A 20,316-nucleotide genomic window follows, 5' to 3' on the forward strand; every position below is an offset into this window, starting at 1 on the left:
CTCCCCCTCGCGATCTGCCCGCGGCTGCTCGCCTCCGGTGGGCGCCTGTAGGCGGGACTATACTTCAGCCGTAGGCCCGGGTGGGATGACCTCTCCCGTGGGACTTTGAATCAAGCCTGGGCAGCAGGGTGGAGAGGTTGAGCAGATAGCAGCTGATGAACTCAGAAGTGACATCCGCGCGCAGCGCGGGCTCCGAGGACGCAATATCCAGGATCATTCCGGTCGCGAGGCCACTATTGACTCTTAGAAGGATGCTGAAAGGAATCTTGCTCGAATCCACCAGGTGTTGAGCCATATCGGTATTGCCACCCGCGGCGGAGTCCCCCCAGTTGTCGTCGTGGCCCTCGTTGAAGAAACAGTAGTAATAGCCGTACCCGGCCTGGGGCCCGGGCGTACGGACGAGCAACTCATTCCGCAAATCATGGCTGGGCGCCCATGCTTCCGCGGCGTCGGCGTAGGAATTGATGTTGTACAGATAGGTGTCGCGAGTGCTCGTGCTCACGCGCGAGCACAGCACACCGGCTCGCAACGCTCCCCCCTGATAGTCCCACAGCTCGTCCTGCTGGATGTCTTCATCCAGGGCCTGAATGCCGAGACTCCCCACCTGGAAGAACCGATACGAGTAGGCGCCCTGGTCCGACCTGGAATACAGACTGGCCACCACTCGGGGGCCATCCTCCCGATTGAGCAGGAGGAGCAGCTCGGCAAGGTCATACGCCAGGACGTCGCCAAGCTGGTCGTCGTGGACCTTGGCCTGGAGATACCGCTCGACGGACGCCCCATTCTCCCTGGGAACGAACGGGTTGCTGGCCATGGACGTGGGGACCGTGGGCCACACCATGGGGTGCCCCTCTCCCGTCCAGGGGATGAGGTAGCCGCGATGATCGGGGCCGCCGAGAAGCAGCGAGCGGAACTCGTATTCGCGGTGCGACGTCTTGAGCATCAACAGGAGGTACGGGAGGTTGATGATGAAGAAGGAGTGCTGGGTTCCATCCGCTTGCTTGAAAATGATGACGAACAAAGCGTCGGGGACGCCAGCGGTTTCGGACACCGACAACAAGAACTCCCCGCCCCCCCAAAACCCGTCAAAGAGCACGGCCTGGCTTGCGGGCATGAACGGAGTCACCGGCCACTGCGGCTGGTGGGGACTGAAGAGGTAGAAATCCTTGTCGGGGCCTATGACGAGCAGGTGCCGGATGACATTGACTCCCTCGGCGGGACGGGCGGTCGTGGGCAGGACCACCAGCCAGCAGCGACCCACGTATGAGATGCCTATACCGGACCAGGAGCATCTGATCCTCGCCATGCCCCGCTTGCTCGCGGTGAGCGTTCGCTGCTCCCAATCGATGGTGACGCCGTCCTCCTCGGTCTCGTGAAAGAACACCGGTGTGAAGCCGGCGGGAGGTGGAGGGTCCAGCTCGAAGCGCACCGGCTCGTTCTCGAAAACGGCAGCCTCGTTGGGTTCCGGGAGAGCAGCCCCACCACTGGTGCCTTGGAGCTTGAGGGTGATGACAGGTTCGGAGGACATCCTGTTTCTCCTGGGGTGAGGGGAGGCGTCGTGACAGCGGAGGGCTTCACTGCAAGCCATGTACCCGGGCGGACGTGAGCGCCTGGTCGAGGGTTTCGCGGACCCGGGACACATCACCGCGCTCCCAGCCCTCACAGGCGAGCTCGAACGGGCGAGCCACGTCATCCGGCAGGCGCTGGAGCCGGCCCCCGAGCAGGACGCGCGCATGCCCCACCGCCTCCTCCAGGAGGTTCCGCTCCAGGGCCATCCTCAGCAGCGGCAGGAGCGCCACCCATTGGAAGGGGAAGACATAGGCGGGCGGCTGCCAGCAGGTGAGGGCGGCGCGAAAGCCCTGCTCGGCCTCGGCGGCGCGGCCCTCGTGCAAGTCCACCCAGGCGAGGTTGGCGCGAGCCAGCCCGGTGTAGTCGAGCATCTTGTTCCCCTCGGCCACCGCGAGGGCCTGGGCGCCCACGCGCCGCGTCTCCTCCGGCCGCGCGCGCATCCGGTGGAGCAGCGCCAGGTAGCCCAGGCCGCGGGCCCGCAGCATCGCGTCCTCCGTCCGCTCCGCCAGGCGGAGGATGAGCCGCAGGTGCGTCTCCGCCTCGTCCAGCTCGTTGGAGAGCACCAGCGCGATGGCGAGCCCGGAGCGGGCCACGCACACCTCCGCCTCGTCACCGGCCTCCTCGCAGCCAGCCAGGTAGGCGCGCACGTGCCCCATCATCTCGGGAGTGAAGCGGTAGCGCTCCCGGCGCACCTCCGTCTGGAAGAGCGCGCGAAAGAAGTGGGCGCGCTGGAGCGGGGTGCCGCGCTCCTCCACCACCGGCCGCACCCGCTGGAGCAGCGCGGCGCCCTCGTCCGTGCGGGCGCGCCAGTAGTGGACGGAGACACGCTCGGTCTGCACCTGGACCCAGACGTGCCACCACTCCGGTGAGCCCCCCACCTCCGGTACCGGGCCCAGGGCCGCCTCCGCCGCATCGAGCGCGTGCAGGGCCTCCTCCTGGCGGTGCTGGGCCTCCCAGGACCTGCCCACGCCGAGATGCACGCGCGCCCGCGCGAGGTGCTGGGACTCGGGTACCCGGGCCAGCGCCCGCGCGAAGGCACTCCGGGCCTCCTCGTGACGGCCGGTGAGGGCCAGCAGCTCGCCCAGGCCCTCGTACGCGCGCGCCTCCGTCTCGCGCAGCGCCGGTGCCAACGTCTCCGGTGGAAGCTGGCGCAGCTCGTCGAGCACGGAGCGGTAGAAGCCGAGGGCCTCGTTCGTCGCGTACGCCGCCCGGGCCCGCTCGGCCGCACGGGACAACCACGTGGCGGCGCGGTCGTGCACCTTCGCGCGGGCCCAGTGGTGTCCAAGCACCGGGGAGTGGCGCGCGGCGTCGGGTGCCGCCGCGTACCGCGCCTCGAGGGCCTCCGCCGCGCGGTGGTGCAGCGCGAGAGCCTCCTCCTCCGGTAGCCGCGCGTAGGCCGCCTCGCGCAGCTTGTCGTGGACGAAGCGCAGCCGGCCGCCCTCCCCGTCCTCCAGCACCTGCCGCAGGCGCAGCACCTCCACCGTCTCCATCGCCGCCGTGTCGTCCAGGCCGGCCGTGTCCTTCAGCAGGTCCGGCTCGAACTCGCGCCCGAGCACCGCGGCCCGCTGTGCCAGCGCCCGCGCCTCCACGCCGAGGTTGCCCAACCGCCGCTCCAGCAGCTCCGCCAGCGAGCGGGGATGGGGCAGCACCTCCTCGAGCCCCCCTGCCCTCTCGCCGCGCGGCTGGAGCCGCCACACCCCGTCCCCGTCCCGGAAGAGCATGCCCTCGCCCATCGCCGTGCGCAGGTACTCGGCGATGAAGAAGGGGTTGCCACTGGAGTGACGCACGAGGAAGTCCACCAGCGCCGCCGGGGGCTCGCGCAGCGCCAGCATGCCGCGCACCATCTCGCCCACGCTCCCCGCCTCCAGCCGTTGCAGGGAGAGGCTCACCGCGCCCGGAGCCCCGGCCAGCTCCCCCAGCGCCTCGCCCATCTCCTCCAGGCGCCAGGTGCCCACCACGAGGACGCCGTGGCCCTCCAGGCGCTCGGGCCGCAGCGACTGGAGGAAGGCCAGGGAGAGCTCGTCCGCCCACTGCAGGTCGTCCAGGACGAGCAGCAACGGCTGGACGCGGGCGAAGGCCAGCAGGGTGTCCCGGAGCGCGTCCAGGAGGCGGGCACGCGCGGCGGGAACGGCCAGCGGAGGCGGCTCCGGCAGCGCCCCCAGGCCGGGAAGGTCCGCGAGGCCCGGCTCGAACGCGGCCAGCACCTTGCCCCGGGGGCCCAGCAGCCGCGCCGTCTCCTCCGCGCCCTGCTCGCGGCAGCGGTCCGCCACGGCGAGCAGCAGGGGACGGAAGGGGTGCAGCGGCGCACCACGCGTGTCGCCCCCTCCCGCATCCAGCGGCATGCACTCCCCCGTCACCACCGCGAGCCCCGCCCAGGCCGCCTCGGTGGCCGCCTCCAGGGCCAGGCGCGTCTTGCCCACGCCGCTCTCGCCGCCGAGGTAGATGCAGCCTCCCCGCCCATCCCGCGCCTCGTCGATGCCCCGGCGCAGGACCCGCAGCGCCTCGGCCCGTCCCGAGAAGCCGGGGCGATAGAGGTAGGTGGGAGAACGGGGCGTCACGGCGGACGCCTCACCCTCCGCGCCCAGCGACGCCAGGGCCGCCGCCACGTCCTCGGCGTAGCCCAGGCGGTCCTCGGGGCGCTTCTCCAACAGCCGGAGCACGAGCGCGTCCAGCCCCTCGGGCAGCCCCGCCACTCGCCGCGAGGGCGGTACGGGCCGGCGTTGGACGTGCTGGAAGACGATCTTCCCGGCCCTCGGGTCCGTGAAGGGCGGCTGCCCGGTGACCACCTCGTAGAGGACGCACCCGAGCGCGTAGAGGTCCGTCCGTGCGTCCACGAACTCCCCGCGGATCTGCTCCGGCGCCATGTACGCCTCGCTGCCGACGATGCCGCCGCCGACCTCGAGCACCTCGCGCCCACGGGAGGCACCCACCTGCGCCGCGAATCCGAAGTCCACCAACACCGGCGCGCCATCCGGCCGCAGGAAGATGTTCTCCGGCTTGAGGTCTCGGTGAACGATGCCGTTGCCGTGCAGGAAGGCCAGCGGCGCGCACAGCCGGCGCAGCACCGTGAGCGTGGGGCCCAGCGGAGGTGCGACGCCCGCCTCGCGCCGCGCCCGGAGCGCGTCCAGGTGGCCGCGCAGCGTCTGCCCCTGGAGCAGCTCCATTGCGTACCAGGGCCGCCCGTCGTGCAGGCCCTGGTCGAGGATGCGCACCACCCCCGGGTGGTGGAGCCGGCCGAGCGCGTGAATCTCCCGCCGGAGCCCGGCCAGCATGGACTCGGCCGCGACCCGGACCGTCTTCACCGCCACGGCCTCACCCGTGTCGCGATGCACCGCGCGGTACACCACGCCCATGCCGCCCTGGCCGAGCACCTCCAGCAACCGATAGGGCCCCAGGGAAGCCACCTCCAGCGGAGGCGAGGCACTCCCGCCCCCCGGGACTTTCGCTCTCTGTGATGTAGCGCTCATAGCCCCCCCGGCTCGGACGCGCTCTGGATTCTAGAGAACTGGGGAAGGGCCTTCCAGTTGACCCTCGGGGAGCCTCGGGTGTCGCGGGCGGACGGGCGCTGTTAACCTCCCCCGTCGATGCAGGATGGAATCCAGCAGCTGCTGCTCTCCCTTCTGAAGTGCGGTGACTTCGAGGAGGCCGCGAACGCGGTGCTCGAGTCCATGCTGCGGTCCGCGGAGGAGGCGCTCGACGCCAGCCCCTACGCGCGGCGCGGCCGCGTCCTGCGCGGCACGGTCCACCTGCGGCCCGGAGAGGGTTACCTCCGGCTCGCGGCGAGGGACGCGCGGACGGGCCCGGGGCGGCCCCCGGCGGGCGACGAGGACGTGGAGCTCACCCTGCTGACCTCGACCACCGCGTGGCGCTCGGTGGTAACGCACCGCGGTGCCGTTTCGATCGACGTCAACGCGGGCACCGTGCAACCCCTCGCCACCGGCGCTGCCACCGATGATCCGCGTGAGGTGAACCTGCCCGCCTCCGAGTTCCACAGCCCGGAGAGCCGTCAGCGCATGCTCGGCCGGCGAGCCTCGCACGTCCTCGTCCTTCCACTGAGAGTGCCCGGCGGCGCCATCGACGGGCTCATCTCCCTGGAGGCGGACTGCCCAGCCGCCATGGGCACGGACTTCATCTGGCGGGAGCTGGCCGAGCCGCTCCAATGGCTGGCCGACGTGGCGGCGCCCTACCTGGTGAACCTGCCGGTGCGTCCGGCGGAGGCCGCGACGGCGGACGAGTTCCTCCCCGTGGTGGGCGCGGCCATGGGCCACCTGCTGCCGGTGATGCGCGTCTTCGCGCGCCAGGACGAGACGCTCCTCATCAGCGGCCCCACCGGTGCCGGCAAGTCACGGCTCGCGCGGTGGTGCCACGAGAACTCGAGGCAGAAGCAGGGCCCCTTCGAGGTGCTGGACTTGATGACCGTGCCCGAGGAGCTCCAGGCCGCGGAGCTCTTCGGCTGGAAGAAGGGCGCGTTCACCGGGGCGGTGCGGGACAACGTGGGCGCGGTGGCTCGTGCCGAGGGAGGGACGCTGTTCATCGATGAAATCGACAAGCTGTCGCTGAGGACCCAGGCGGCGATGCTGCACGTCCTGGAGGAGCGGACGTACCGGATGCTGGGCGAGGACTCGCGGGAGCGGCACGCCAACGTGCGCTTCATCATTGGTACCAACGCGGACCTGAAGGGGGCCGTGCGCGAGGGCCGCTTCCGGGAGGACCTGTACTACCGGCTCAACGTGCTGCCCATCCGGTTGCCGGCCCTGGATGAGCGCCGGGACGAAGTGCCGCTGTGGGCGCGGTACATGGCCGGCCGGCGGCACCGCCAACGGGTGCCGGACGGTACCGCGCTGTTGACGCCCGAGGCGGAGCGCGGGCTGGCCTCCGCCTCGTGGCCTGGCAACCTGCGGCAGCTCGACAACATCATCCGTCGGGCCTACGCGCTGGCCCTCTCCTGTCAGGGAGAGGACGTGCGCGAGGTGCGCATCGAGGAGCGGCACGTGGCCCAGGCGCTGAGCTACGACGCGGCCACCGGCTCGCGGGCGCCCGTGATGGAGCGGCTGCGCGCGGCGGCCGAGGCGCTCGTGGACGCGGTGGAGCGGCACGAGGGCGAGCCCGTGGACCTGGACCTGACCGATGCGTTCCGCGGCTTCGTGCTGGGCGTGGCCAGCCAACGGCTCGGGCGAGAGGAAGCCTTCAAGCGCTTCGGTCGCGAGAAGCTGGTGGCCACCCGCAACCATCACCGAGCACTCCGCCGGGAGCTCGAGAAGATCGAAGCGCTGGGCAGGGCGTTGGGAATCGAGCAGCCCCTGCCCTTCCCGGAGCTGCAAGAGGAAACCGGGCCCTCGGGCAGGGAATCCACGTAACCCCGCGGGGCGGAGTCACACCGCGGCGGACGCGAGGGCCGCGCCTGCGTCTTCCGCAGCAGCGAGCCGCCTGGGCCCGAGCGACTTCCCAGTGGTCCCTCCGAAGGAGTCTCCCCGGATGACCGTGCTGGCCAATCGATTGCAGATGTCCTCGGTGGGGCGCCGGACGGATGGCGAGCACCCCAGACCGAAGCAATGGATTGTTCGACCAGCAGTCAAGTGAAGCGGAGAGAGACAATGGGAAACAAGAACGGGTGGATTGTCAGCTGCGCGGTGATGCTCCTCGCGAGCCAGGCTTTCGCGCAGGAAAACCTCATCGTCAATGGGAGCTTCGAGAGCCCGGCTTTGCCCCATGGCTCGTACAGCTACCTCGACTCCATCCCTGGTTGGAGTCCCATTCGAGGCTGCGCCATCGAGCTCCAGAATCATGAGGCTGGCTGGAAGGCCGAAAGCGGGAATCAACTCCTGGAGTTGGATTCCTATTGCTCCACCACCGTCGCCCAATCACTCTCCACCACGCCGGGAGCCCAGTACCAGTTGTCCTTCGCGTACTCACCCCGCCCGGGCATCGCCGACAACCGGATCCGCGTGCGGTGGGGCGGCGTCGTGGTGGCGGAGCTCAACCAGAGCGGGGTGGGTCTCAACGACACCCACTGGACCACTGTCTCCATTCCCGTGACCGCGACCGCCTACTCGTACTCGCTCGAGTTCGAGGACCCGAGTTACTCGGACTCGTTTGGCGGGTTCATCGACAACGTTCAGCTCGTCCAGAAAGCCACGTGCTCGGCGCTGGGGACGCGGCAGTAATCGCCCCAGGAGAGCACGTTCCGCTTCTTCTTGGAGGCTTCGGTGAGGGCGCTTCCCGCCAGGGGGGCGCCCTCGCCGTTTTCGTGCACCTGCTGTCCACCTGCTTCACCCGGCTTGTGCCCCAGCGCACTCCGGGAACACGCAACCGCGTCTCGCCGGTCCGCGCACGGAGAGCCGCGGCCCGCCACGCCCTCGTGGCACCGAGGCACCGCCTCCCCCGGACGACACGGCACATCGCTTGCTCTGGCCTCGGGTCGCGGTGCGCACCGGAATGAGCCGTGGCACCGAGGCCGGCGCAGGGGCCGGCGACAGCTGCGAAGCCAAGGGGGTATCCAGATGAAGAATGACAATCACACGAGGGGGCGTAGGAGCGCGGTGGGGAGGATGGAACGGGCCTGGCGGGCGGGGCTGCTGGCCGCGGTGGTGGCGGCCGGTGCCGGGTGTGGCGCGGGGCTGGAGGCGCCAGCCGAGGGCCAGGAGACCACGGGCCCCAAGGACGTCATCACCGAGACACAGGCCGTGAGCCGCGACAGGCACGATTACCTGTTCGTGCTCTCGCCGCGGTCCTGGCACGAGGCCCGGCAGAGCTGCAGGAGCCGAGGGTACGATCTGGTCACCATCGACGACCCCGACGAAGAGGAGTGGCTGCACAAAGAGGAGATCCTGCGCGGCGGCCAGCCCTGGTGGGTGGGCCTGCACAAGACGGATGAGGACCTCTGGGTGTGGCCTGAGCAGGACGTGCCCGCGGCCTATACCAACTGGAGCCCTGGCGAGCCCAACAACGCCGACGGTGTCGAGGCCTGCGCCGTGGACAACTGGGGGGACGGTGCGTGGAACGACGCGGTGTGCTGGCTCGAGGCGTACTTCATCTGCGAGCGGGCAAACGAGGGCTCCACCCAGAGCTTCAGCTTCACCGCCACGGGGACGCGCAGCGCCCGGGAGAACACGGTGGATCAGCCCATCGAGCTCCAGGCCGGCCAGCTCGTCACCTTCGGTACCTGCGGTGTGCCGGGGGCCTCGACCAATGGAGACACCTACCTGCGGCTGGTGGACCCGACAGGCCAGGAGGTGGCGTCCAATGACGACGGGTGCAAGGGATTCGGGTCCAACTTCTCCTTCGTGGCGCGGACTCCCGGTGCATATGTGATTCGCGCGGGCTGCTACGCCGATAGCAGCTGCGGCGGTACGGTGGTCATCTCCTACTGAGACGAAGCCATCCCCTCCGCACGACGCCGGGCGATGCCCCTGTGTCAGGGAAGTCGTCGACTCGGCTGACGTTGCCGGGTTGACGACGCCCCGAACATGTACGCTGGGTGATGGGGCGCCTCACGACCCGAGCCCCCTTCCCATCATTCAGCCGGTCCGATTTCGGGCCGCTCTCCTCCATCCAAGCTGCGCGGTAACACCTGCTCTCTCCCGTCCACGCGCGACTCCTCATTGTCCGGCTTGAGCTCGAACAGCACGAGGAGGCGGGTATCGGTGATGTCCGGGCGCAAGGGCCTCACGAACTCCGAAAGACGCTTGGGGTCCCCCAACTTCCCCTCATTCACGATTCTGGAGAGACTGGCGGTGTTGAGGAAGACGCGGTTGGAAGGGTGCCGCACACGGTACTCCTGGCCAATGGCGTAACGCGCGGCCCTGCCCAGAAAAGCGCCCAGGGCTCCTTCGAGTCCGGCGTACGGCCAGGGAGCGTGGAGGAGGGCGGCTCCGCCTGGGCGCCGAGAGCCGCCACGAGCATCAGGAGAAAACCCGCCAGCCCCAAGGTGCTACTTGTCCTGCTTCCACTGTTTTGCATGTCCAACATGCTCCTCCCGGTGCGGTGGAATGTTGGGGAGGGAACCATGAGGGGCTGACCAGCCGATGACGGCCGTTGGCCTCATCCGTGTCTTCGCCGTGGGAATCCGTGAGGCGGAGGGAATCGAACCCGCGCCGGGCGGTGCGAGGCTCCCAGCGGAATCGCGCCCTTACCTCGTAACCGCCCGGAACGCCTGGGAGTCGTCATCCCGCCGCGTCCCCTGGTGTCCCGTCCTGTTCCCGGTCATTCCGCAGGCTCCTGCGACATACGTGCAACATGGCGGGGGCTGCCCACCTCCCGTCGTTGGGCCCTCCCGGGCAGTGTGGCTCGCCGCTGCTGGGGCCGTCCTGAACGTGCAGCTCGCTCCCGCTGCCGGGTTCCTGTGCCGGGGCTGCTGCGGCAGGGGGCATCGGCTCTACACCGGCTGCGAGGGCTCAACCGGGGCGATGCCGGAGGGACCAGTCGAGGCGGGAGCGGCATGGATACCGGGCCCCCCTCCAGCTACGGGCAAGCGGTCGCCCTGTCTCTGCACAACGATCCCCTTGCGTGCGTCCACGGCTGTCGGAGCGGCTTTCATACTCCGATCCGACCCGCCAGGACCCTTCAGGTCCTGAATCGATTGGAGGACGTAATCATGCGTTTTCGAGCGTGCATCGCACTTCTGCTCTTTGTCTCAGCCTGCGCTACGTCAGCGCCGAGCCCAGGAAGGTCAGCGGCCCAGGACCCGAGGCTCGCCAATTTCCAGCGAGCGGCGACGCTGCCGTGGACGGACGGGGGCGTTGCGCCGTCCGCGAAGCTTCCGATCTCTGGCCCGTGCTGGCGGAGCGGTGCTTTCATGCCCTCGACCATGACCGGATCGAGTTTCGCGACACTACGGGACGATGCGCAGTGGCCTCTACGGGCGCCGCAGCCATGGGCCTCGGAGTCTGCGTCCTCGCGGCGCCGGAGATCATCGTGGGGGCGGTGATCGTCGCGGGCGTGGTGGTGGTGGGCTTCGCCATCAAAGAGGCGTTGGATACCTACGCGGTGAAGAGGGGCCGTCCCCAGGTAAGGCCCGTGCCTGAAACGCGGCCCGTGCCTGAAACTGAATCGTTCACGTCGCTGTTCAATGAGAACACCAAGGAGCAGGAAGATGCGAAGATTGGACCGAGGATTACTGAGGTCACGGAAGAGGAGGGGGTGATTGAGATCGTTGCAGAAGGCGAGAATGGCGAAAATCGAATCATGGGCAACATCGAAATCAATGAGGGGACGATCACGCTTGAGCAGGCCCACATTCAAGGTCAGGGCGCCGGAACAAGCGGTTTGAAGGAAATGGGTGAGATTATCCGTGAGTTCGGGCGATCACGTGGTGCAAGCGAAGTCATCATTCAAGGTGCGACGCGAACGACCGGAGCGCGCCCCGGTCACACGCCTCGCCCAATTCGAGTCCGTGTGAAATGAGCCCCATTCAACTCGTATTCTCTGGCTGGAAGGACGATCCGCGCTCGGTGGACCTCGTTCATCTTCTTCGTCGTGAACTCAAGCTATCGCTTGGTGCTTCCAAGCGGATCGTGGATTCTATTGTTGCTCGGCCAGTGGAGATGGTCGAGGTCTCCAATGAAATGGTCGCGAAACGGGTGCGCGAACTCGGTGCAGGTATCGGACTCTATGCAGCCGTGAAGGGACCGAAGCTCTATTTCACTGGCCTGAGACCCAACGCGAATCGGGAATCTCTGGTTCACTTGCTCTCGGTGGATGGTGGCCTCTCGGTGGATGAGGCAGGCCGCTTGGCTGACCGACTGGCTGGCTTGGGTGAAACAGCATTGGAGAGCGATGATCGGGAGTGTGCCCGTAGATGCTGTGAGGGAGCCGAGCTGCTAGGTTTTGTCTGTACTCTCACTGCATAGGGGCTGTGTCCGCTTCCGGTTTCGCGTGGGTCTTCGGTACGTCGAGTGGGCAGGGTCGAGGAACCGAGGCCGTGCGCACGGGGAGGACTTGGGGTTCAAGGGTGTGCGGAGCCGCGCGATGGCCATGGGACGCAAGTCCCCGCGAGAGTTCGAGGCATGAATGAGACAGGGGCACGACCTGGGGTGCCAGAAAGCCGCGGCTGTGCATGACAGGGCGCCTGGCTCCGCTGCCCTGCTGGCCGGGTTGCAGTCGAATCTGTCGGCGCTCCGGAGCTCGGTCCCCAGCTGCCTGCTTCTACTGCGAGGGGCTACGCCGCTACTGGCAGGGGCGGAGTGAACTCCATGCCTCCGCAGCACAGCAGTATCATCGCCCTGAATGCCTTGGGATTGCGGAAGCCATAGGCGCGACGGATGAGGGCTCGAATCTTGTTGTTGATTCCCTCCACCACTCCGTTGCTCAGCCCCGTCTCGACATAGGCGAGAATGCCGTCCTTGTGCCGCTGGACTGTCTTCGCCAGCTTCGCGAAGGGGGCGAGCCTGGAGTGGCTGGCCCACTGACACCACTTGTCCAGGTGCTCCGAGGCCCGCTTGGGCTGCACGTAGTCCATGCCCCGTGCCAGGCTCTCCTTGAGCAGATAGGCCCGGTAGAGCGTCTGGTTCGTCTTCTTCAACTCGCTGAGCTTCTCTCCCTGGCGCACCGTCAGGTTCCACGGATTCTTCAGCAGCGCCCAGCGGCTGTGCTTGAGCGCCTTGCCCTCCTGGCTCCCCGCCTGCTCCCGCACCTGCTGCCGGCGCACCGTGTCCAGCGCTTCGTTCGCCAGCTTCTGCACGTGGAAGCGGTCGAACACCTTGCGCACGTGTGGAGCCCGGTTGCCCACCGCCTTGCTGAAGGCCGCCGACAGGTCCATCGTCGCATGCGTCAACTCCTTCGTCCTCTCCTCTCCCAGCTCGTCGAAGAAGCCGTTGAGCGTCTCTTCGTTCTTCCCCTCCGCCACCCAGACGACTCGCGAGCGCAGGTGGTCCACCACCAGACTCACGTACTGGTGCCCGGCGCGCCAGCCCAGCTCGTCCACCCCAATGACTTGCAGCCCCGCCAGGCGCCCAGGCGACAGGCGCTCCTCCACCAGTCGCTCGATGATGGTGCCCACCGTGCGCCAGTTGATGCCCAGCAACCGGCAGATGGACGACTTGTCCAGACGTTGCGCCTGCCAGGCCACCAGCTCCTCGAAGGCGTGCGTGAAGCTCGAGCCGTGCGCCGCCCACGCCACCCGCTCCACCCTCACTCCATGCTCCCGGCAGCGCACCCGGCGCGGGGCGTACCGCAGCCAGAAGATGGTTTCTCCCAGCGCCAGGTGCCGCCACAGTCGCCCAGGTTTCGTGTCGTAGCCTGGGGCGGGCCGGCCGCACACTCCACAGCGCGGCTTGCGCTGGCGGGGGCGCACCTGCACCACCACCAGTCCCCCGGGCCCCATCTGCACCCCGCGCACGCTCATCCCCTGGATGCGCAGCACGCGCCCCATCACCTCCCCCACACTCGGCCCCGCCACTCCCCGCCTTCCCGCCAGCACTCGCAGCGGCGGCACGCACTGCAACTCCGCGACCAGGGCTCTTGCGAGAGTGACAGCCACCTCTCCGCACTGCCCCTCTCCTGTCTCTCACCGGAGACCCTCCGTCCACCGACGAGCGCCCATCTCAGCTACAGAAGATCCCTTTTTTCCCCCTCGTCCGCCAGATGCTGGGTGGTGAGCTTGGTGCGGCGCCAGGCGAAACCGTGGCAGTGCAACAACTCGTTGACCCACCAGGGACTGATGGCCACCTGGGTGCGTTGCTCCAAGTAGGAGGCCAGGCGCGCACATGTCCAGCGGGAGAAGACGAAGCCCAACTGCCTGGGGTCTGTTTCCACCGTGCGCAGCAGAAGCTCGAGATATTCGGGGCTGACGCGAGGAGGACGGCCAGGACGGGGCGAGTCGGCCAGCCCCTCCATCCCCATGTTCCGCCAGCGTTGCCGACAACGGTGCACGGTGCGCGGGGTGATTCCCAGGGTACGCGCGATGCTGGTGGCGCTCTGGCCCTGCGCACTCCACAGCACGATGGCTGCTCGCAATGCCACCCCCGCGTGCTCCTGCTGATGCAGTGCACGCTGGAGGCGTTTGCGCTCGGAGGGCGTCAGGGTCAGTTTCTGTCGCTCAGGGCCCACATCGCCGCTCCTTCCCACCCACGTGGACAAGCGGCGATGCTCCCCCCCTGACAGGACTTACTCCAACTGGCTTAGAATGGAGGACTCTCCCATGCGTTTCCGAGCCTGCCTTGTACTTCTGCTCTTGGCCTCAGCCTGCGCTAGCGCGCCCGCCCCGCAGTCGATGCCACGGCCCCATGCCTTCGCGTCGACTCCCACCTCGGGCCCGCGCATCCGGCTCGTTTCCGCGCCGATGGAACCGACACCGGAACGGTCGTGGATTGGAAAGCCGGACCTGGACAAGGCCAGGGCACTGCTATCTCGGGCACGCCAAGACATCGAGCCGCGTCAATGGGAACAGTTGAACCGCAAGCTCACCGCAGCGGAACGGGCCTTCGAGCGCTTCTCGCGCGCCGCGAAAGCGAGCGGGCACGCCGCCAAGGTGGTGAGGGGGGCGGAGGGCGTCGCGCAGGCGGGACGCGCCAGGACGTTGGCTGAATTCCTCCCCCGGGTGGGCCCGTTGCTCGTGGGCCTCGTCCTGCTCTACCCCTCCAGCACCGCCGGGCCAGACATCGACCGTCGCCCGGAGTGGGTCGACGCTCAAGGGGAGTACGAGGCCCGTCTGCGGGAGGTGGCGGAGGAGTCGCGGCGGCTCATGGAGGAATTTGAGCGTCAGGATGCAGAGGAGGTCGTGCCGGACTTTGATTTGGATCCGGTTGCGGCGGTCAAGGTTCCCACCTCTTGGCGGACTGAGACCAATCCGGCGACGGGCAAGCCCTACACCAGTGTGGAGGAGTATGACCGGATTCCGCGTTACCCGAACCAGACCTGCAAGAACAGCCTGCTCGACAAGCTTGAAGCGGAGAAGGATCAGCTCACCAACGAAATCCCTCGCTACAATCCGAAGGTGCCCAACACGAAGAACAAAAAGAAGCTGGACAAGGTGCCGTGCTCCAGGATCCGGCTGCGTCTTGACGCCGTGAAGAAAGTTTTGGAGAAGCGGTGGGAGATTCAGAAAAAATGCTTTGGAGGCAAGCCCGATCCGGGCCACAACACAGCGATGATCCAACTCGAAGATGGCCTTGCGGATATCAAGGCTCTTGAAGCGAAGAATTGCGCCCCGGGTCATCCAATGTCGGAATTGTGAGTCATGTCGAAAGAACTCTTCACAGCGATCGAGCAGCACGATACGTCCCGGGTCAAGGCGCTGCTGGCTGCGGGGGCCGATCCGAACGAGCCGCAGCCGGAGCCGCCGGGGTTGCGTCCGCTGCAAGTGGCCATTTACGAACTCTCCGATGGGGGCGAACTCGACGTGCTCCTGGCGCTCCTTGAGCACGGCGCGGACGTCAACGCGTGGGATGTCGAGCGGGACAGGACCCCCTTGTTGGTAGCGGCCTGCGAAGACGAATTGGCGGCAGTCGAAGCGCTCGTGAAGGCGGGGGCCGATCCCAACGTGTGCAGCCGCGACGGCATCACGCCGCTGCGGACGTCTGCGGAGGTTGGCAATCTGGACATGGCCTCGCTCCTCCTGGGCGCGGGGGCGACTCGGACGATCAACGACTGGGGAGGGCTGACCGGATACACCGCGCTCGGGCACGCGGCACGCCGGCTGGACCTTCCGATGATCAAGCTGCTTCTCGACGCGGGCGCCGATCCGAAGGCCCCGGACGAGGACGGTCGACCCGCCCACTACCGTCTGCCGCCACGCGCTGAATCCGATTCCCAGACGTGGGACGCCGCGTTCGAGTTGCTCGGAGGAGCGAAGGACCGCATGCCGTTGTAGAACGGAGGTCGTGCGCCTCGGGCTCACGGGCACGCCGCTCGACCTGGACAACCCGGCCCACCTGGACGCGCTTAAACGGGCCTACGAGCGCTTCCCGGAGATTGGCGGGCGCGCTTACCCCTTGAGGCTCGGCACGGCTCGCGCTGGCCGTGCTCAGGGCCCCGACTGCTGGCTCACCGGGAAGGTGACGCTCCCGAGGGTGACAGTACGGGGCCCCTGTGCTTCCCACAGCTTGAGGGTGCAGGGGCAGCCGAGCTGCGCGCGCTCCCCCTTGATGCCTACCACGACGGCACCGGCACCATTCGCCGGGATGGGCGCCAGTGGCCAACGGGCAAGCTCCACCTGTTCCCCCGCCGAGTCCACCAGCGCCGCCCCCGCCAGCGTCCAGGGCCTTGGGTGACACGCGTCGTTTCACCTGCCGCCCCTTGGCTACCCAGAAACTGTAGCCCAGGAACCGCCGCTCCCACGGGCGCGCCACCGCGCTCTTCGTCTCGTAGCCGGAGTCCCGCGTACAGCCGCCTGAGCGTCCGCATGGCATCCTCCGCCGCACGCCACGACTTCACGTACACGTTGCAGTCGTCGGCGTAGCGCACGAAGCACAGCCCGCGCTTCTCCAGCTCCTCATCCACTTCGTCGAGGAGCACGTTGGCCAGCAGCGGCGAGAGAGGGCCCCCTTGCGGCGTCCCCTCGTACCGCTCCATCACCACCCCGTTGGCCATGATTCCGGCCTCCAGGTAGCGGCGAATCAGCCTCAGCACCCGCTTGTCCCCGATTCTCTTCTCCAGCCTTCCCATCAGCACGTCGTGGTTGACGCGGTCGAAGAATTTCTCCAGGTCCACGTCCACCACCCAGCTCCGACCCTCCTGTATGTAGCGCTGGGCCTCGCACACCGCGTCGTGTGCGCTGCGTCCGGGCCGGAAACCGTAGCTGTGCTCCGAGAAGGTGGGGTCGAACATCGGTTGCAGCACTTGCAGGATGCTCTGCTGGATGAGCCGGTCGAGTACCGTCGGAATCCCCAGCTTCCGGACTCCTCCGCCACTCTTGGGTATCTCCTGCTCCCGCACTGGTTGGGGCTGGTAGCTGCCGTCCAGCAACTCCGCCCGGACGCTCTCCCAGTTGTCCATCAGCCACGGGCCCAGCTCTTCCACACGCATTCCATCGATGCCGGGGCTGCCCTTGTTCTGCTTCACTCGCTTCAACGCCGCCTTGACGTTGCCGCGCTCGACCACCCGCTCCATCAGGCGGTCGTCTCCTGGGTGTCCGGTTTCGGTTGCCGCCCTCAGTGCTTCGCCGCTGCGCTGGTCCTTCGGGGCTTCACCCCTATGCCCCAGCGGGAGCTCCCCCTGCAGAGACTTCTGGCGCCTGGCACCTTCGAGACTCACGTTCGTGACTCCCTTCCTATCGTTCGGCCCTTCGCGGCTCGTCCTCTCCCCGGCTCCGGTGAGGCTTCCACGCCATCCCTGCCGGTCCGCTCGCCGCTACTACGGCCTCTGCTGACTGCTCGCTCCGCCTCTCGGCGTCGCCCTTTCAGGCACGAGGCGAGCTCTCCCCGGGTAAGAACATCGACCTTCACCGCACGAGCGCCGGCTCTACGTCACCTCGCCTTGGTCACCGGGGCTTCGCGAATCTTTGCCCGCTCGCCCCGCTCGGTGCCGCCTCGCAGCCGGTTCCTGTTCGTCGCCCCGCGGTTTCGTTCCCCGCTTCCTTCACGTCGGCCTCGCGGTCCGGCGCTCTGCGGTTCCCTTCGTTCGCGGTGACCTGCTTCCGGGAGGACTTCCACCTCCATATCGATGCCCATGCCGGGCGCACAAAGTGGAGGCGGCGGGAATCGAACCCGCCGCCGTTCACCTCCGGGCCGCGAGGCGCTGGCCCATTCGATCCCGCACGCCATGCACGAGCGCGTAGAAGGTAGGCAGGGCCAGCAGCGTGAAGAGTGTCGAGGTGAGCAGGCCGCCCACCATCACCACGGCCAGGGGACGCTCGATCTCCGTGCCGTGCAGCGGAAGCACCAGCAGGGGCAGGAGGCCGAGAATGGCCGTCCCCGCCGTCATCAGCTTGGGCCGTACCCGGCCAATACTTGCCTCGCGCACGGCCTCCGGGAAGGGCTTGCCTTCCGCCATGAGTCCCTTCGTCTGCGCCACCAGCACCAGGCCATTCTGCACCGCGATGCCGAACAGGCCGATGAGGCCCACGAGGCTGGACACGTTCCACGTCTCCCCGGCCAGCAACAGCGCGAGGATTCCTCCCACGAAGGCATCCGGCAGGGTGGCGAGGATGACGAGCGTCTCGGCCAACGAGCCCAGCGCCAGGTACAACAGGAGGAAAACGGCGAGCAGCGCCACCGCGATGGCGAGGATCAGCGACTGCGCGGCCCGCTCCTGGGTCTCCACCCGGCCCCCGACGTCGAGGAAGTAGCCCGTGGGCAGCTTCAGCTCGGCCGCCAGCCGCTCTCGCACCTCCGCCGCCGTGCTTCCCAGGTCGCGCCCCGCCACGCTCGCCTCGATGGCGATGCGGCGGCTCCCCGCTTCCCGGCGCACGCTTCCCGCCCCGGTCGTCTCCTCGATGGTTGCGAGCTGACTGAGGGGAATCCGGGAGCCGTCATGCCCATCCACCAGCAGGTCGCGGATGGCGTTGACGTCCCCCCGGTGGTGGTCCGCCAGGCGCAACACGAGGTCGAACCGGCGCTGGCCCTGCCACACCTGGGATGACTCCTCTCCCACGAGACCCACGCGCACCGCCCGGATGACGTCACCGGGGGTGAGCCCCACCCGGGCCACGGCGGCGCGGTTCACGTCGATGCGCAGTTGGGGCAGCCCGCTGAGCTTCTCCACGCGCAGATCCTCCACTCCCCTCACCCGAGCCATGACGTCTCGGGCCCGCTCCCCGAGCTGCGCGAGCTGCTCCAGATCCGGGCCGAAGATGCGCACCGACACGTCGGCGGGACTTCCCCCCAGCCCCTCGTCGATCCGCATGCCCAGCGGCGTGGTGAAGAGCACGGACAGGCCGGGCACCTTCGCCACCGCCTCGCGCATGTCCTCCTCCAGGGCTTCCAGGCCTCGGGACCTGTCCTTCTTCAACACCACCAGCACGTCGGAGACGGTGTGGGGCATCGGGTCCTCGGTGCGCTCGGCGCGCCCCGTGCGGCGGACCACGTCCTCCACCTCAGGGAACTTGCGCAGCACGTCCTCCATGCGGTGGTTGAGCCGATCCACCTCCTCGAGCGAGGCCTCGGGCGGCAACAGGGTCTGCAGGAGGAGCGCCCCCTCGTCCAGCTTGGGCATGAAGTCGCTGCCCACGGCGAAGGCGAGCCCCAGGGCAGGAACGGTGATGGCGAGCGCCACCACGCGCACGAGTCCCGCCCTCCGCAGGCAGGCGTCGAGCAGCGGGGCATACAGCTCCTTCACCTTCCGGATGAGCCACACGTCTTCCGGCTGCTCCCGCTCCCGAGGCCGGAGAAAGAGGGCCGAGGCCACTGGCACCAGCGTGAGGGCCAGGAGCAGCGAGGCGGCGAGGCACGCCACCACCGCCGCGGCGAGCGGCTGGTACATGCGCCCCTCGATGCCCGTCATGGCGAAGAGGGGGATGAAGACGGAGACGACGATGAGGGTGGCGAAGGTGATGGGCCGCCCCACTTCCCGCGCCGCGTTCAGCGCCTGGGCCTTCCGGGAGGCCTCGTCGCCTCCGGCCCGGAGCCGGTGGACGATGTTCTCGGTGACGATGATGGCGGCGTCCACCAGCAACCCCACCGCGATGGCCAGCCCACCGAGCGTCATGGTGTTGATGCCAATGCCGGCGGCCTTCAGCAGCAGGCCCGCGAGCGCCAGGGACAGCGGCAAGGTCAGGGTGACGATGGCCGCGGCGCGGATGTCTCCCAGGAGGCCGAAGAGGACGAGCACCACCAGGAAGGCGCCGATGAGGATGGCCCGGCTGACGCCTCCCAGCGAGGAGGACACCAGCTCGGACTGGTCATACACGACGCGCAGGTGGACACCCGGCGGGAGACTCGCCTGCACTTCGTCGATGGCCCGGCGCACGCCCTCCGCCACCTGCATGGTGTCCGCGCCGAACTGCTTGCTGATACGGCAGCTCACCACCTCGCCCTCGAGCCGGTGGGCCATGCCCCGGCGGATGGCGGGAGCCTCTCGCACGTCGGCCACGTCCCCGAGCAGCACGGGCCTCCCGCCTCGCAGGGCCACCACCGTGCCGCGCAGGTCCTCCAGCGACTGGGCCCTCCCGACCGCTCGCACCGTCCACTCCAGGGGCCCCTGCACCACGAAGCCCCCCGAGGCGTTGAGGTTGGCACCCTCCAGGGCGTGCTCCACCTCGTTCAGGGTGATGCCTCGGGCCACCATCTGGTCCGTGTCGATCTGCACCTGGAACTGGCGCAGGTAGCCGCCCAGCCGCTCCACGCCCGCCACCCCGGGCACCGCGAGCAACCGGTTCTTCACCTCGAATTCGGCCAGGTCGCGCAGGGCCATCAGGTCCGCTGCTCCCGGGTCCGCTTCCAGGGTGAACTCGAACACCTCGTTGAGCCGGCCGGTGAGGCTGGAGACGAGCGGTGTCTCCGTGCCGGGTGGAAGCTCGCCGGAGGCCGCCGCCACGCGCTCCGCGACGAACTGACGGCTTCGGAAGTAGTCCGCGTCCGGCTCGAACTCCACCGTCACCTGCGTGACGCCGAGCTGCGAGGTGGAACGGATGCGGCGCACCTCCGGCAGGCCCGCGAGCGCCACCTCCATGGGAATGGCCACGGCCGTCTCCAACTCCTCCGCGCCCATGGCCGGGTTCTGGACGATGACGTTGAAGATGGGGGCGGACAGGTCCGGGAAGACGTCGCGGCGCAGGCCCTTGAAGGCCACCACGCCGAAAGCCGAGAGCGCCAGGGCCAGCACCAGGGTGAGGCCAGGACGCGAGAAGGACGCCTCGAGGATTCGCGAAATCAC

Annotated in this window: 14 protein-coding genes and 1 pseudogene; 8 read left to right on the plus strand and 7 right to left on the minus strand. The window is 68.4% G+C overall.

Annotated features, from left to right (window positions below):
- Positions 1-64 precede the first annotated feature (64 nt).
- Positions 65-1,528 carry a hypothetical protein gene (locus tag JQX13_RS51400; protein WP_203406666.1) on the minus strand — a complete coding sequence of 488 codons (1,464 nt, stop codon included), beginning with the start codon at positions 1,526-1,528 and terminating at the stop codon, positions 65-67.
- Between the two features lie 46 nt (positions 1,529-1,574).
- Positions 1,575-5,036 carry a serine/threonine-protein kinase PknK gene (locus JQX13_RS55795; RefSeq protein ID WP_203406667.1) on the minus strand — a complete coding sequence of 1,154 codons (3,462 nt, stop codon included), beginning with the start codon at positions 5,034-5,036 and terminating at the stop codon, positions 1,575-1,577.
- Between the two features lie 117 nt (positions 5,037-5,153).
- On the opposite strand from JQX13_RS55795, the gene JQX13_RS51410 reads away from it, so the two are divergent.
- The 3 genes from JQX13_RS51410 to JQX13_RS51420 all read left to right on the plus strand — a co-directional run bounded on the left by JQX13_RS51410 (position 5,154) and on the right by JQX13_RS51420 (position 8,939).
- On the plus strand, positions 5,154-6,926 hold the full coding sequence (locus JQX13_RS51410) for a sigma-54-dependent transcriptional regulator (protein ID WP_203406668.1): 1,773 nt from the start codon (positions 5,154-5,156) through the stop codon (positions 6,924-6,926).
- Between the two features lie 237 nt (positions 6,927-7,163).
- Positions 7,164-7,733, plus strand: coding sequence for a DUF642 domain-containing protein (locus JQX13_RS51415; RefSeq protein ID WP_203406669.1), 570 nt, complete (start codon positions 7,164-7,166; stop codon positions 7,731-7,733).
- Between the two features lie 384 nt (positions 7,734-8,117).
- The gene (locus tag JQX13_RS51420) at positions 8,118-8,939 is read left to right on the plus strand and encodes a C-type lectin domain-containing protein (RefSeq protein ID WP_203406670.1); all 822 of its coding nucleotides are present in this window, start codon (positions 8,118-8,120) and stop codon (positions 8,937-8,939) included.
- Between the two features lie 143 nt (positions 8,940-9,082).
- Here the strand turns inward: JQX13_RS51420 and JQX13_RS51425 are convergent, their stop codons facing one another.
- On the minus strand, positions 9,083-9,337 hold the full coding sequence (locus tag JQX13_RS51425; RefSeq protein ID WP_239014381.1) for a hypothetical protein: 255 nt from the start codon (positions 9,335-9,337) through the stop codon (positions 9,083-9,085).
- Positions 9,338-10,074: 737 nt separating this feature from the next.
- Here JQX13_RS51425 and JQX13_RS56725 point away from each other — a divergent pair.
- Both JQX13_RS56725 and JQX13_RS51435 read left to right on the plus strand, forming a co-directional pair.
- Positions 10,075-10,971: a hypothetical protein gene (locus JQX13_RS56725; protein WP_430384136.1), complete on the plus strand. Its 897-nt coding sequence runs from the start codon at positions 10,075-10,077 to the stop codon at positions 10,969-10,971.
- On the plus strand, positions 10,968-11,417 hold the full coding sequence (locus tag JQX13_RS51435) for a hypothetical protein (protein WP_203406671.1): 450 nt from the start codon (positions 10,968-10,970) through the stop codon (positions 11,415-11,417). Before JQX13_RS56725 ends, JQX13_RS51435 begins: the two co-directional genes overlap by 4 nt.
- 308 nt (positions 11,418-11,725) lie before the next feature.
- On the opposite strand, the gene JQX13_RS51440 is transcribed toward JQX13_RS51435, so the two are convergent.
- Both JQX13_RS51440 and JQX13_RS51445 read right to left on the minus strand, forming a co-directional pair.
- Positions 11,726-13,000: an ISL3 family transposase gene (locus JQX13_RS51440; protein WP_203406672.1), complete on the minus strand. Its 1,275-nt coding sequence runs from the start codon at positions 12,998-13,000 to the stop codon at positions 11,726-11,728.
- A gap of 113 nt (positions 13,001-13,113) precedes the next feature.
- Complete coding sequence (locus JQX13_RS51445) at positions 13,114-13,527, minus strand: IS630 family transposase (protein WP_203406673.1); 414 nt, start codon at positions 13,525-13,527, stop codon at positions 13,114-13,116.
- A gap of 427 nt (positions 13,528-13,954) precedes the next feature.
- On the opposite strand from JQX13_RS51445, the gene JQX13_RS51450 reads away from it, so the two are divergent.
- The 3 genes and pseudogenes from JQX13_RS51450 to JQX13_RS55140 all read left to right on the plus strand — a co-directional run.
- On the plus strand, positions 13,955-14,740 hold the full coding sequence (locus JQX13_RS51450) for a hypothetical protein (protein WP_203406674.1): 786 nt from the start codon (positions 13,955-13,957) through the stop codon (positions 14,738-14,740).
- 3 nt (positions 14,741-14,743) lie between these two features.
- Complete coding sequence (locus tag JQX13_RS51455; protein ID WP_203406675.1) at positions 14,744-15,376, plus strand: ankyrin repeat domain-containing protein; 633 nt, start codon at positions 14,744-14,746, stop codon at positions 15,374-15,376.
- Positions 15,377-15,386: 10 nt separating this feature from the next.
- A pseudogene (locus JQX13_RS55140) lies at positions 15,387-15,431 on the plus strand (hypothetical protein); the annotation flags it as partial.
- Between the two features lie 223 nt (positions 15,432-15,654).
- Here the strand turns inward: JQX13_RS55140 and ltrA are convergent.
- Positions 15,655-16,614 carry a group II intron reverse transcriptase/maturase gene (gene ltrA, locus JQX13_RS51465; RefSeq protein ID WP_239014382.1) on the minus strand — a complete coding sequence of 320 codons (960 nt, stop codon included), beginning with the start codon at positions 16,612-16,614 and terminating at the stop codon, positions 15,655-15,657.
- A gap of 606 nt (positions 16,615-17,220) precedes the next feature.
- Positions 17,221-20,316 (minus strand): efflux RND transporter permease subunit, encoded by a 3,096-nt coding sequence (locus JQX13_RS51470; protein ID WP_239014383.1) that lies wholly within the window; start codon positions 20,314-20,316, stop codon positions 17,221-17,223.

The sequence above is a fragment of the Archangium violaceum genome, from assembly GCF_016859125.1.
Lineage (GTDB): Bacteria > Myxococcota > Myxococcia > Myxococcales > Myxococcaceae > Archangium > Archangium violaceum_A.

Excerpts from the sequence above, each read along its gene's own strand:
- JQX13_RS51400 (WP_203406666.1), bottom strand. The coding sequence starts at position 1,528 with ATGTCCTCCGAACCTGTCATCACCCTCAAGCTCCAAGGCACCAGTGGT.
- JQX13_RS55795 (WP_203406667.1), bottom strand. The coding sequence starts at position 5,036 with ATGAGCGCTACATCACAGAGAGCGAAAGTCCCGGGGGGCGGGAGTGCC.
- JQX13_RS51410 (WP_203406668.1), top strand. The coding sequence starts at position 5,154 with ATGCAGGATGGAATCCAGCAGCTGCTGCTCTCCCTTCTGAAGTGCGGT.
- JQX13_RS51415 (WP_203406669.1), top strand. The coding sequence starts at position 7,164 with ATGGGAAACAAGAACGGGTGGATTGTCAGCTGCGCGGTGATGCTCCTC.
- JQX13_RS51420 (WP_203406670.1), top strand. The coding sequence starts at position 8,118 with ATGGAACGGGCCTGGCGGGCGGGGCTGCTGGCCGCGGTGGTGGCGGCC.
- JQX13_RS51435 (WP_203406671.1), top strand. The coding sequence starts at position 10,968 with ATGAGCCCCATTCAACTCGTATTCTCTGGCTGGAAGGACGATCCGCGC.
- JQX13_RS51455 (WP_203406675.1), top strand. The coding sequence starts at position 14,744 with ATGTCGAAAGAACTCTTCACAGCGATCGAGCAGCACGATACGTCCCGG.
- ltrA (WP_239014382.1), bottom strand. The coding sequence starts at position 16,614 with ATGGAGCGGGTGGTCGAGCGCGGCAACGTCAAGGCGGCGTTGAAGCGA.